Origin of the sequence: Thermodesulfatator indicus DSM 15286 (assembly GCF_000217795.1) — a bacterium.
Classification (GTDB): Bacteria; Desulfobacterota; Thermodesulfobacteria; order Thermodesulfobacteriales; family Thermodesulfatatoraceae; genus Thermodesulfatator; species Thermodesulfatator indicus.
This window is the reverse complement of record NC_015681.1, coordinates 1,689,905-1,703,058: the sequence shown is the minus strand read 5'-3', so window position 1 is coordinate 1,703,058 and position 13,154 is coordinate 1,689,905. Positions and strand designations below refer to the sequence as shown.

General features: G+C 44.0%; 13 protein-coding genes. 1 reads left to right on the top strand and 12 read right to left on the bottom strand.

All coding sequences use genetic code 11. From position 1 onward, the window contains the following. The first annotated feature begins 34 nt into the window (after nt 1-34). Complete coding sequence (locus THEIN_RS08350) at nt 35-802, top strand: DUF72 domain-containing protein (RefSeq protein ID WP_013908241.1); 768 nt, start codon at nt 35-37, stop codon at nt 800-802. 80 nt (nt 803-882) lie between these two features. Here the strand turns inward: THEIN_RS08350 and THEIN_RS08345 are convergent, their stop codons facing one another. From THEIN_RS08345 to THEIN_RS08290, 12 genes are all read right to left on the bottom strand, one after another. Continuing rightward, the gene (locus tag THEIN_RS08345) at nt 883-1,575 is read right to left on the bottom strand and encodes a YggS family pyridoxal phosphate-dependent enzyme (RefSeq protein WP_013908240.1); all 693 of its coding nucleotides are present in this window, start codon (nt 1,573-1,575) and stop codon (nt 883-885) included. Then, the gene (locus THEIN_RS08340) at nt 1,572-1,973 is read right to left on the bottom strand and encodes a hypothetical protein (RefSeq protein WP_013908239.1); all 402 of its coding nucleotides are present in this window, start codon (nt 1,971-1,973) and stop codon (nt 1,572-1,574) included. The genes THEIN_RS08345 and THEIN_RS08340 overlap by 4 nt, the downstream gene beginning before the upstream one ends. A 148-nt stretch (nt 1,974-2,121) precedes the next feature. Further along, on the bottom strand, nt 2,122-3,870 hold the full coding sequence (locus THEIN_RS08335; protein ID WP_013908238.1) for an AMP-dependent synthetase/ligase: 1,749 nt from the start codon (nt 3,868-3,870) through the stop codon (nt 2,122-2,124). Nucleotides 3,871-3,979: 109 nt separating this feature from the next. Then, nucleotides 3,980-5,413: an NADH-quinone oxidoreductase subunit N gene (locus tag THEIN_RS08330; RefSeq protein WP_013908237.1), complete on the bottom strand. Its 1,434-nt coding sequence runs from the start codon at nt 5,411-5,413 to the stop codon at nt 3,980-3,982. Continuing rightward, nucleotides 5,394-6,938 carry an NADH-quinone oxidoreductase subunit M gene (locus THEIN_RS08325; RefSeq protein WP_013908236.1) on the bottom strand — a complete coding sequence of 515 codons (1,545 nt, stop codon included), beginning with the start codon at nt 6,936-6,938 and terminating at the stop codon, nt 5,394-5,396. Before THEIN_RS08325 ends, THEIN_RS08330 begins: the two co-directional genes overlap by 20 nt. A 12-nt stretch (nt 6,939-6,950) precedes the next feature. Then, nucleotides 6,951-8,903, bottom strand: coding sequence for an NADH-quinone oxidoreductase subunit L (gene nuoL, locus THEIN_RS08320; protein WP_013908235.1), 1,953 nt, complete (start codon nt 8,901-8,903; stop codon nt 6,951-6,953). A gap of 3 nt (nt 8,904-8,906) precedes the next feature. Next, nucleotides 8,907-9,209, bottom strand: a complete 303-nt coding sequence (nuoK, locus tag THEIN_RS08315) for an NADH-quinone oxidoreductase subunit NuoK (protein ID WP_013908234.1) — start codon at nt 9,207-9,209, stop codon at nt 8,907-8,909. After that, a complete protein-coding gene (locus THEIN_RS08310) occupies nt 9,206-9,742 on the bottom strand; it encodes an NADH-quinone oxidoreductase subunit J family protein (RefSeq protein WP_013908233.1) in 537 nt (178 codons plus the stop codon). Before THEIN_RS08310 ends, nuoK begins: the two co-directional genes overlap by 4 nt. Further along, nucleotides 9,742-10,278 (bottom strand): NADH-quinone oxidoreductase subunit NuoI, encoded by a 537-nt coding sequence (gene nuoI, locus THEIN_RS08305; RefSeq protein WP_013908232.1) that lies wholly within the window; start codon nt 10,276-10,278, stop codon nt 9,742-9,744. The genes THEIN_RS08310 and nuoI overlap by 1 nt, the downstream gene beginning before the upstream one ends. Before the next feature lie 29 nt (nt 10,279-10,307). Beyond that, nucleotides 10,308-11,321 carry an NADH-quinone oxidoreductase subunit NuoH gene (nuoH, locus tag THEIN_RS08300; RefSeq protein WP_013908231.1) on the bottom strand — a complete coding sequence of 338 codons (1,014 nt, stop codon included), beginning with the start codon at nt 11,319-11,321 and terminating at the stop codon, nt 10,308-10,310. 11 nt (nt 11,322-11,332) lie between these two features. Beyond that, nucleotides 11,333-12,565 (bottom strand): NADH-quinone oxidoreductase subunit D, encoded by a 1,233-nt coding sequence (locus tag THEIN_RS08295; protein ID WP_013908230.1) that lies wholly within the window; start codon nt 12,563-12,565, stop codon nt 11,333-11,335. Further along, nucleotides 12,549-13,151, bottom strand: a complete 603-nt coding sequence (locus THEIN_RS08290) for an NADH-quinone oxidoreductase subunit C (protein WP_013908229.1) — start codon at nt 13,149-13,151, stop codon at nt 12,549-12,551. The genes THEIN_RS08295 and THEIN_RS08290 overlap by 17 nt, the downstream gene beginning before the upstream one ends. Nucleotides 13,152-13,154: the final 3 nt, after the last annotated feature.

Sequence of the window (13,154 nt, the reverse complement as noted above, 5' to 3'; positions counted from 1 at the left end):
AGGGCAAAAAATCAATCCAGGGAGGACGACGAAGATGAAAAAATTTTACGTGGGAACTTGTGGCCAGGTGGTTTCCTGGAAAAAGTTTTTTGATACTTATTCTGCCTTGGAAATAAACGCCACCTTTTATAAATTTCCAGGAGAAAGACAGGTTTCAAACTGGCATAAATATATCGCTATCGGGAAAGAAAAAGGGGCGTTTGTTAGTTTCAAAGTCCATCAGCTTTTTACTCATCCCGTTAATTCTCCCACCTGGAAACGCTCGGAATTCGGACCAGAGGAAAGAAAAAAGATAAAAGACTTGGTGGGTTGTTTAAAATTTAATGACTTTACCAGGAATTACCTTAAAAAAACAAAAGAACTCGCTGAAAAACTCCTAGCGGATTTTATTTTGTTTCAGCTGCCAGCCGCATGTGGCTCTCAAAAAGAAAACTTCAAAAATTTTTTCAATGAGGCTTCTAAATTTTTTGCCTGTCCCCAAGGAATTGAAATCCGCTGGGAGGATTTAGATTTACTTGACGAACTCAACGTTTCCCTGGGAGTTATTCCGGTTTTTGATCCGTTTCTATGGCCAAATTTGCGAGAGTATTTCTTTCCACGGCTTGATTTTCTTTATCTAAGATTGCATGGTCAAAAAGACGAACGTGGCAAGTTAATTTATAGCTACCGTTACCGAGATGAAGAACTAAATCAGTTAAAAAACTGGCTCCTTAAAACTAAGGCCTCCCAGATAGTGGTGCTTTTTAATAACACTTACATGAAAGAAGATGCCTTGAGGTTTGTAGAAAAGTTGAGTGGTTGAGTGGTTGAGCGGGTGGTGAAAATGTACTGGGAGAAACCCTCACAGGACTTTATAACAAGGTGAAACTGCTCTGAATTACGTTACTTTTTAGGGCGAGGGCCAAAAAGGGCTGTCCCCACCCGCACAATAGTAGCCCCTTCTTCTACGGCCACATGAAAATCGTGGCTCATACCCATAGAAAGTTCGCGAAATTTGGCTTCAGGAAAACGCCGCTCAAGGTCTTCTTTGAGTTCTCTCAAACGGACAAAAAAAGGCCTAACTTCTTCAGGATCTTCTCGATAAGGAGGAATAGTCATCAAGCCTTCTAGACGAAGATGAGAAAGACCTAGCACACATTCAACCAGAGCTGGAAGCTCTTCAGGCGCAACACCTGCTTTTGTTTCCTCACCGCCTACGTTAACTTCAATGAAAACCGGGACAACTTTTTCAAGCCTGGCCGCGCGTTTTTCAAGTTCAGTGGCAATAGCCTCTCGGTCAACAGTCTCAATAAGGTCAAATATCTTTAAAGCGTCTTTGGCCTTGTTACGCTGAAGATAGCCTATTAGATGCCATGTTAAAGGGAGATCAGTCAAAGCCTCTTTTTTCTTCTTGGCCTCCTGCACATAATTTTCGCCAAATAGGGAAAGGCCTGCCGCAAAGGCTTCGCGAATTTTTTCAGGAGGCTGAGTTTTTGAAGCCCCAAGGAGTTTTACCTCTTCAGGTTTTCGGCCCGCTTTGTCTGCGGCCTTGGCAATTTTTTCAAGAATAATCTCCAAACGTTCTTTGATGCTCATGGCTTAAACCTCAACCATAAATCCCATATTATGGCCAGCATAGAAAAGAAAAATATAATGAAATAATTCCATCTTTCTTTGGAAACTTTGATACTTGTTACCAGATATTGCAAAGCTTCGAAATCCTCATCTGAAAGCTCACGCCGGTGTTTGAGTTTATTTAGTAAGTCCAGTTCTTCAATGGTTTTTTTGCGACGGCCGGTAACGTAAGCCCGAAACATAAAAAATAACATATTACCAAGTACGCCTATATACCAGAAAACCGTTATAAGTTCTGGACGGTAAGCTTTGGCAATAAGAATTAACCTTAGGGAAATGGCCCCGGTGAGCCCTACCAAAAAGGCAAACCAGGGGACCCATGGCGGCAATCTATGGGGCACATGATAATTTTCACTCATGTTCGACAAAATAAAACTTTTAAATACCTTTGAAAAGCCCTCTTTCTATCACTTATAAATTAGGAGGTATCAACACATCTCAAACGCTCTATCTTTGGTGGTTAAACTTCTAGCCGGCTCTTTGGGATGTTCCAATTTTAGCTGTTAATTATTTAGCCTGCTTTGCCATATTAAGCACCACGGGCAAGACATGATGGCGTTTAATTTTGCGGGTAGAAGTTTTTGGCAATTCTTCGTCCCAGATAACAAACTGCTTCACCCTCTTATAAGTAGCCACGTTTTCCATGGCTCTTTTGACTTCCTTGGCTATCAAGTCTCGCACGTCTTCTTCGCTTAATTGCTTGCCAGAAAAATGGCGATCAATTTCTTCGTAATCAGGCACTATCACCGCCGCTACTTCTTCTCCGCCCCGCTCAGTAGGAATCCCATAGACCATGCTTTCCAGGATAAAAGGCCTACGGTCAAGCTCAAACTCCACTTCCTCAGGATAAACGTTTTTGCCCGCTGGAGTTACAATTACGTTCTTGGCCCGGCCACATACATAGACATAACCCTCTTCATCCACATAACCTAAGTCTCCTGTATGAAGAAAACCCTCGTCATCTATGACTGCTTTAGTGGCCTCGGGGTTTTTATAATAACCTTTCATTACCATAGGCCCCTTAAAACAAAGCTCTCCCACACCGCTTTCGTTGGGATTATCTATTTTTACTTCCACCTGAGGGATAGGAACCCCTACACTGGTGGCCTTGGGCCTAAAAATGGGATTTAGAGTAAGCACCGGGCTAGCCTCGGTAAGGCCATAGCCCTGAATAATTTTTATGCCCAAACGTTTAAACTTTTGAGGCACAAAAGGAGGAAGCGGTGCCCCTCCACAGACAAAATACTTTAAGTGCCCAAGTCCTGCTTTTTCACGAAGCTTAGCAAATAGGGCTTTTGCTGCCTCTTCGTCTTTACCAACTCTTTCAGCCAGCTCCACTACTTTCAAGAGTCCTTTAAACAAAGTCTTCCTGGGCAAAGGAGCCTGTTTTATCTTGCGTTCAATGCCTTCTAACATCTTTTGATACAAAAGGGGAACGCCTATCATTACCGAAGCCTTAGCTGTACGCAAATCTTCGATAATTTCGCGAGATTTCAAGCTACGTGCGTAATAAATATTTAACCCGGCATAAAGGGGTAACAAAAAGCCACCTGTACATTCTAATGTGTGGTGGATAGGTAAAACTGAAAGGATGGTATTTCCTGGTACTAAATCAACCACCTGGTAAATTAAAGCTACGTCTGACATAATATTTTCATGAGTTAACATTACCCCTTTGGCCTTACCTGTAGTTCCTGAAGTATAAATGATAGCCGCTACATCAGAGAGTTTAGGGGCTTTGATTTTTCCTTTTGCTTTTTGCCCTTCAAGCAAAAATTCCTCAAAGCCTGATATTTTTTTCTTAGAAACTTTAGGAGAATCGAGGACAATTATGTGCTTTAAAGATATGTCTTCATTTATTTCAAGTATATCTTCAAGGAACTTAGTGGCCACAAAAACCACCTTGGTTTCTGTGTCTTCCAATATATGTTTAAACTCGTGTGGCTTCAAAGCCGGATCAATGGGCACGGCTATGGCCCCAAGGCTAGTAATAGCAAGATAAGCCTGCCCCCACTCAGGTGAATTTGGCCCCAAGATGGCACAACATTGCCCCCTTTTTATCCCTAAACCACTAAGGGCCCTTGCCAAAAGATTTACTCTTTTTCCAAGTTCTCTATAAGTGAGATGCTGCCATTTACCATCACGATATACACTTAAAGCCCTTTTAGGCCCGTAAACTTTGGCTGACCTGTTGATCATTTCACCAATAGTGAATATCCCTAGATGATCCCGCAAAACGTAACTTTTTAGCGGCATAAAACCTCCATAAGAGACACTATAAATTTGCTAGAGAATACATTAAAAACGGAAGATAGAAAATAAGAGGGAAAATGGGCACGGTCAAGCGTGCCCATTTTAAACTATCCTAAGGAATCAAGCCAGCACAGCAGGCTCGCGCAAAATTAATAACTGGCTCAGGATAAACTCCAAGGACCAAAACGCCAACCACGGAAATGAGAAGACCTGCAAAAACATAAGGGGTTACGTTGACCGCTAGGTCTTTTTCAGGCTCTTTCATGTACATGAGCATAACGATACGGAGGTAAGGGTATGCGGCAATGGCACTGGCTAAAACCGCTCCTATTACCAGGAGATGATGACCTGCCTGATAGGCAGCCTTAAAAACAAAAAACTTCCCGATAAAACCTGCAGTGGGAGGAATACCCACCAGTGAAAAGAGAAAAATGAGCATTACCAAAGCTACCCAGGGGTGAGTTTTAGAAAGGCCTTGATAATCGGCTATTTCTTCGCCAAGAAAGTCTTTTTGACGGAAAAGCGTAACGACCCCAAAAGCGCCTGTAGTCATAAAAAGATAAAGCAAAAGATAAAGCATAGTGGCCGCCATACCTTCTTGACTGGCGGCAATAATACCAAGCACGGCATAACCGGCATTTGTTATAGAAGAATAGGCCAAAAGCCTTTTGATATTGGTCTGGACCAAAGAAAGAATTGCTCCCACAAACATAGTCACCAAAGCTAGCGGAACCAGAAATTCCACCCAATCAACCCGGGCATTATAAAGGGCTTCTACAAATACCCGCCCCATGGCGGCAAAACCTGCTGCTTTTGGGCCTACAGCCATAAAGGCGGTAACCGAAGTGGGAGCCCCTTCATAGGCATCAGGAGACCACATATGAAATGGCACCAGAGCCACTTTAAAACCAAAGGCTACGGCAAAAAGAGCCGCAGACAAAAGAAGGGCTGTATTGTCAGCAAGTCCAGGATAAAAGACTTTTTTAGCTATAACGTCAATATAAGTAGTACCTGTTAGACCATAAAGAAAAGTTATGGCTAGTAGGAGGAAAGCCGAAGAAAAAGCCCCTAGTAAAAAGTATTTCATGGCCCCTTCAAGGGAACGCAAGTCACTATAAAGAAGCCCGGCTAGCACGTACACTGAAAGAGACATAAGCTCAAGGCCAAGAAAAAGAAGGATAAGGTCTTTACTTGAGGCCATGAGCATCATACCGGTAACCGCAAACATTAGGAGCGCGTAATACTCTCCAAAATGTATACCAACCATGCGGTTATAGCCCGGTGAAAGAAGCGTAACCATAATTAAAACTAAGAGGAAAATCATCTTAAAAAAGAGGCCGTAAGTATCTGCCGCATAACTATTACCAAACACCGCTCCTTCCACGGCAAAGACCATAATCAAGGCCAGCAAAGAGGTAGCCACCGTAATCCAGGCAAATACATCTTTCAGCTTAACCCAGCGATCAATCAAGGCCATGATACTGGCCACCACTACCAACAAAATCTCAGGATAAACCGCTACGAAGCTAGGAAGGGATGACCACATTTATTCCCTCCTTTATGATTTCGCTAACAGGCATTATGTCACCAGAAGCATTGTGCACATGGTCAAGCAAAGAGCGCACTGATTCATGCATAAAACCTAGGAAAGGTGTTGGATAAAAACCAATCCAGAGAACGAGAATAATCATGGGGACTAGGGCAATAAATTCCCTCATTTTCAGGTCGGGAAGACCAGCTACTTTAGGATTAACTTCCTGGAAAAATACCTGCTGATAGAGACGAAGCATGTAAGTCGCCCCAATAATTATACCCGTAGTACCAAGGACCGCCGCCCACTTTTTAGAAGCAAAAGTTCCCAAAAGTACGAGGAATTCACCTATAAAACCGTTAGTACCAGGAAGCCCCACCGAAGCCAGCGTAAACACCATAAAGAAAGCCGCATAAACCGGCATTATCGTGGCAAGCCCCCCGTAATCTTTAATAGCTCGAGTATGAGTACGATCATAAACCACGCCTACACACATAAAGAGGGCCCCGGTCACGATGCCGTGGTTGATCATCTGAAGGATAGCCCCTTCTACCGCGTTACCATTCAAAGAAAATATACCTAACGTAATAAAACCCATGTGACTCACAGAACTATAAGCAATAAGACGCTTAAGGTCTGTTTGGGCCAAACAGATAATACCGCCGTAAACAATAGCGATGGCTGATAGCAAAAGCATGGGAATCATCATTTCCTTGGCGGCCACAGGGAAGAAAGAAAGTGAAAAACGAAGGAAACCATAAGCTCCCATCTTAATAAGGATACCAGCAAGGATTACAGAGCCAGCCGTGGGGGCCTCGGTGTGAGCGTCTGGCAACCAGGTATGCACCGGCCACATGGGCACTTTAACTGCAAAAGCGGCAAAGAAAGCCCAGAATAACCAGAACTGCATCTTGTAAGGAAGACCAAGGTTCATTATCTCAAGGATATTGAAAGTTCCGGCCTTGAGATAGAGAAAAATAATCCCGACTAGCATCAATACGGAACCCACCAGGGTATAAAGGAAAAACTTAATGGTGGCGTAAAGTCTATTAGGCCCACCCCATATACCAATTATCAGATACATGGGGATAAGCATGGCCTCCCAGAAAAGATAAAAGAGGAACAAATCAAGCGAACAAAAAACGCCAATCATGGCCGCTGAAGTCAAAAGGAGGGCGATATGAAACTCCTTGACCTTCTCGGTTACGGACTCCCAGGAAATCAAGACACAAAGAATAGTTACCAATGTGGAAAGAAGCACCAGAAGTACGCTTATACCGTCAACCCCTAGAAAGTAAGAGATATTCCAGGCCTTAATCCAGGAATGTTTTTCTACAAATTGCATCCCTGGAAAACTTTTGTCAAAGGAGAAAAACAAGGGAAGAGAAGCCAAAAAGTCAGCAACGGCTACGGTCAGAGTAAACCAGCGAATAAGGCGGTCATTTCTGGGTAAGGCCAGAAGAATAGCTGACCCTACTACCGGAAGCCATATTATGAGCGATAACAAAGGAAAATCAGACATACGCAAGGCCACTTCCATATCTATGCCCTCCTAAAAGAAATAAACCAGCAATAAAACTATGGCGGCACCAGTGGCCATAATCAAAGCATAGGTCTGCACCACTCCATTTTGAAGCCGCCTTAAAGATGCTCCACCTCGCCTCAAAAGATCAGGCACCCCGTTTACCACACCTTCAATGAGTATGGAATCAATTACACCCTGCACAATAGACCGCGCGGTAAAAAAGGTAGGCTTGACAATAGTAGCGTCATAAATTTCATCCCAGTACCACTTGTTATAGAGATAACGATAAAGAGCCGGGAATCTCTCTGGAATAAAACGCTGAAGTTCGGGTTTCTTGATGTAAACTACATAAGCTACAGCTATACCAAGCACCCCAACTCCCACTGAAATGGCCATCAAGAAAAGCTCAAGCCATTCTTTTTTGCCGTAAAGCCAGTAGGGCAAATATTCATGAGGATGCCCGAGAACCGGCTCTAAGAACTTGGCGAAATGGTTATGGCCACCAAGGACATGTGGCACTCCTAACCAGCCGGTAACCACCGCACCCACGGCTAAAATCATCAATGGTATGGTCATCACCGGCGGAGACTCGTGAGGTTCGTGACCGTGAAGCACTTCTTTGCCGCGAAACTCACCAAAGAAGGTCATGAAAACTACGCGAAAAGAGTAAAAAGCTGTAAGACCTGCCACCAAGGTTCCCACAAACCATACCAGTTTGCCCCAGGGGTATTCAGAAACAAAAGAAAGCCAGAGAATTTCGTCTTTACTGAAAAAGCCCGCCAGCCCTGGAATTCCGGAAATAGAAAGTGAGGCAATCAGAAAAGTAGCAAAGGTTATGGGCATATACTTTCTTAAGCCGCCCATATAGCGCATGTCTGTAGGGTCAGGAGCATGGTGCATGGCGTGCATGACGCTTCCTGCTCCAAGAAAGAGAAGGGCCTTAAAAAAAGCGTGGGTAAACAGATGAAACATACCCGCGGCAAAGGCCCCTACCCCACAGGCCATAAACATGTAGCCAAGCTGAGAAAGGGTGGAGTAAGCAATAACTCTTTTTATATCGAATTGAGTAGGTGCAATGGTCGCGGCCATGAAACAAGTGATCATTCCTGCCGCCGCCACTATGGCCATAGCCACGTGAGAGAGTTCAAATATCTCGTGGCAGCGACACACCATAAATACACCGGCCGTTACCATGGTAGCGGCGTGAATCAAAGCCGAAACAGGAGTGGGACCTTCCATAGCGTCAGGCAACCAGACGTGTAGCGGAAACTGGGCACTTTTACCCATAGCCCCACAAAAGAGTAGCACCGCTATTAGCGTGGCCAAAAGGACTTCAACTCCTAAGACATTGACCGTGGTATGGGCGATTTCGTGCACTCTGGCAAAAACATCGTCATAGTAGATGGTTCCAAAGGTTAAAAAGACCAGAAAAACACCCAGGGCAAAGCCAAAATCACCAAAGCGGTTGACAATAAAGGCCTTTTTGGCCGCATCAGCCGCACTCTTTTTCTGATACCAGAAGCCAATCAAGAGATAAGAACAAAGACCCACCGCTTCCCAACCAAAGAAGAGCTGCAAGAAGTTGTTGGCCGAAACAAGCATCAACATGGAAAAAGTAAAGAGGGATATATAGGCAAAGAAACGATAGTAACCCGGGTCATCTTCCATGTAACCTATAGAATAGACATGAATCAAAAACGAAAGAAAAGAGACCATGGCGAGCATCAAAACCGAAAGAGGGTCAATCTGGAAACCTATAGCCGCGTGAAAAGTGTCGGCAATAACCCAGGAATAAAGGTCAAAATTGGCCCTGGCTCCACCAATAACCTCCAAAAGGGCCTTAAATGAAAGGAGAAAAGACCCAAACACCGCTATACAAGGTAACCAGTGAGCCTGCTTCCTGATATACCAACGCCCAAAAATCAAAGTTATCGTAGCTGCCATTAACGGTAATAGCGGTATCCAGATTACGTATTCCATAGGTTACCCCTTTAAGATACGAAATTCGTCCATGTGTACTTCCCTAGTTTTCTTAAAAAGAAGCACTACTAAAGCCAGGCCAATGGCCGCCTCTGCCGCGGCAATCGCGATGACGAAAAACACCAAAACGTGAGCCACAGTATGCTCAAGCGCTCTTCCAAATGCCACCAGGCTAATGTTGACTGCATTTAGCATTATTTCCACGCACATAAGCATTATGATAACATTGCGCCTGACCATAAAACCCAAGGCACCGATACTAAAAAGAATAAGAGTTAAAAAAACAAACCACGAAACAGGAATCATGCCTCTTCTCCTTTCATGCGAATTCGTCTAGTAAGCACCACGGCACCCAGAACCGCCACCAACAAAAGCACACCTACCACTTCAAAGGAAAGAATATGTTCAGTAAAAAGGGCCTTGCCCAAAATCTTGGCGTGGCCTTCGGCCAGAATACGTTCAGGTGTCATGTCTCCAACTGGTGCTGGTAATTTAAGAGAGCCGATTCCTTTGGCTATCAAAATGAGTAAAGCAATGGATACGAGAAGCGCAGCTGGCCAAAAATCCATGAAATTTTTTATTTTGAGTTCGGTGCGCAGGTTGATCATATAAACCACAAACAAAAACAGCACTAAAACCGCACCGGCATAGACAATTATCTGAATAGCGGCTAAAAATTCAGCATCAAGAGTGATAAAGAGTACCGCCTGATGAAAGAACATGACCAACATCCATAACACGGCGTGCACCGCGTTACGGTTAGTAATTACCAAAATAGACGTAGCTATAATCACCGCCGCCAAATACAGAAAAACTATCTTTGATAACAAGGCTTCCATTAGATACCCTCCGCCTTTCTTTTTGGTCCAGGAAGCATCTTTTCTGGCACTCCGCGAGGTTTCCAGAAAGGATTAAAATATGGCCGCTTCTGCGTTACGATAAATTCATCCCAATTTTGCAATAACTTTTCTTTGGTAAAGTAAAGCTCTTCGCGACTGTAACCTGAATACTCGTAAAATTCTGTAAGCACTAAAGCGTTTACCGGACATACTTCCACACAAAAAGCACAATAAACACAGCGCAAGGCATCTATATCGTAGCGGGTTACTATACGCTTTCTGGTTTCAGGATCGCGTTCAGTTTCAATAAAAATACAACGAGAAGGGCAGACCTGGGCACAGCGGTAACATCCTACACAGCGGTCTTTTCCAGTTTCAGGGTCACGCACCAGGGCATGACGGCCTCTAAAACCAGGAGCGGGCTCTTTTCTAACTTCTGGGTATTGAATGGTAACCGGTTTAGCAAAAAGCTTACGAAGGGTAAGAGACAACCCCTTCATTATCTCTGTGAGAAAGACTGTCTTAATTAAACCCATAGCGCCTCCTGCTCTTTTCTACTCTGCTTCTAAACCAAAATCTTTATGAACCCGGTGATCACTATGTTTAAAAGAGAAAGCGGAATAAGCACTTTCCAGCCCAATCCCATTAGCTGGTCATAACGATAACGAGGAAGTGTGGCCCTTACCCAAATGTAGAAAAAGATGAGAAAATAAAGCTTTAGTAAAAACCAAAACATGGGAAGACCAGGGATATCAAAAGGGCCATACCAGCCACCCAGGTAACACACTACCGCCAGCATGGACATGACCACCATGCCGAAATATTCCGCGAGGTAAAAGAGCGCAAACCTAATACCGCTATATTCAACGAAGTATCCAGCTACCAGTTCGGTTTCCGCTTCAGGAAGGTCAAAGGGAGTACGGTTGGTCTCGGCAATAGCCGCTATCATGAAAACGAAAAAGCCAATAATTTGGGGGATGGCGTATATTTTAAAGGGGCTTGCTATCTGGGCCTTAACGATTTCCGTAAGATTCATGGAACCAGCTAGCATCATTACCCCAACTAAAGAAAGGGCCATGGCTATCTCGTAGCTAACCACCTGCGCTCCAGCCCGAAGACCACCAAGAAAGCTATAACGCGAGTTAGAGGCCCAACCAGCCAGAATAACTCCAAAGGAAGAAAGAGAGCTCATAGCCAAAACAACTAGAAGAGAAGCGTTAACGTTAGTTACCACAAAATTTTTCCATATGGGAATTACCGCTAAACTTGTGGCTCCAGCTACTAGGCTGATGAAAGGAGCAATGATAAAGACCCAGCGGCTATCAACCGAGCTCGGAATAATATCTTCCTTGGTAATGAGCTTTAAAACGTCAGCGATGGGCTGAAGCAGACCTCGTGGCCCTACCCTATTAGGCCCAAGCCTTTGCTGCATGCGCCCTATTACTTTTCGTTCCACATACGTGATATAGGCCACGTGTAAAAGAGCAACTACAACAACTATTAAGGCCTTAAACAAAGAAATACCCAAGTACTTTAACAAAAAGTAATTAGCAGCGTTATATGCTCCCTGTACATCCATGGCTAACCTCTCTATCTATCACATTCTCCCAAAACAATGTCTATAGAGCCTATGACGGCGATAATGTCGGCTACCATCTGACCTTCACATAGGTCAGGAATAGCAGATATGTGCACAAATGAAGGAGTCCTTATGCGCATACGCCAGGGGTGCCCTGAGCCATCGCTCACAATGTAAAAACCCAGTTCACCTTTGGGGACTTCCGTAGCTACATAAACATCACCTTCAGGCACTACCGGAACTTCCACTCCTTTTATCAAATAAATTTTCTTAGGGTGAGGGGCCGCTTGAGGCTTTTTGGGTTTATTAAACGGCATAAATAGTCCTGGAGCATCTTCCGCTATGACTGGCTCGCCCTCACACTCTGCCAATTTATCGAGACATTGACGGATAATTTTGTTAGACTCACGCATCTCTTTCATACGCACCCGGTATCTTGCGTACACATCGCCCTCGTATTCCACCGCCATTTCAAAATCAAGCTCATCGTAAATGAGATAGGGAACCGTTTTACGAAGATCGTAACGGACACCAGAACCTCTAAGGGAAGGCCCAGTTAAACCCAGGTTTACCGCCTTTTCTGCAGAAACTACGCCAACGCCTTTGGTTCTCTTAAGCCATATACGGTTAACGTCAATAAGAGTTTCATATTCTGGGATACGATTGGGAAACTCCTCGGTAAACTTATAGAGTTCTTCAATAATATGAGGCGTAAAATCTAGGCGTACCCCACCGATACAGGGATAAGTATGAGTAAGGCGTGCTCCACATATTTCTTCAAAGATATTAAGAAGCCATTCACGATCTCTAAAACAATAGAGGAAGACCGTCATGGCCCCGATGTCTAAGGCGTGGGTAGCTAGCCATAACAAATGGCTGGCAATACGGGCCATTTCACACACAATTACTCTAAGGATCTGGGCCCGGCGTGGCACTTCAAGACCCATGAGTTTTTCCACGGCCAAACAATAGCCTACGTTATTAGCCGCGGAAGCAATATAGTCCAGACGGTCAGTAAGAACTATATTCTGGGAATAAGTAAAGGTTTCTCCTAATTTTTCTATACCTCTATGCAAGTAACCTATAATGGGATCACAATGAATAATATATTCACCATCTAGCTCAAGAAATAATCTCAGCACTCCGTGGGTAGCTGGGTGCTGAGGCCCCATATTTACGTAGTAAGGCTCATCCCACTCTTCAGCATCAATTTGCTTTTTTATAATCTCAAGCGCTTGTGGCATCGGCTTCCTCCTGTTCTTCAGGCAGGCTTTCAGTCATATCTTTTTGGCCTTGAGGAATTCGCTGGTACCAATCATATTGGGCAAACTCTTTGGCCTTTTCTTTTAGTTTTTTATATTCCTGCCATTCGCTTTCGCCTTCTAAGGCCAGTGGGTGCTCTTTGCGTAAAGGATAACCCTGCCAATCCTCAGGCATAATTAGGCGCCGCAAGTCAGGATGCCCTTTAAAGGTAATACCGAACATGTCATAGACTTCGCGCTCAAACCAATTGGCCACTTTCCATATAGATGTGACTGAATCAATCTGTGGATCTTCTTCTGAAACTTGAGCCTTGACCCTTAAAAATTGCTTATAGCGAATGGAAAAGAGGTTATAGACTATCTCAAACCGCGGGGTTTTCTTTTTAAACCAGTCAACCGCGGTGAGATCTGCCAAATGATCAAACAACAATTCTGGTTTATCATGCAAAAATCTCAAAATTTCTACAATTTTTTCTTTTTTAACCACCACATAGGGCTGGCCAGCACTTTCTCCTTCTTCGATGATTTCGTCTGGAAAGTTTTCTTTTAGCATCTCTATCGCCAACATACC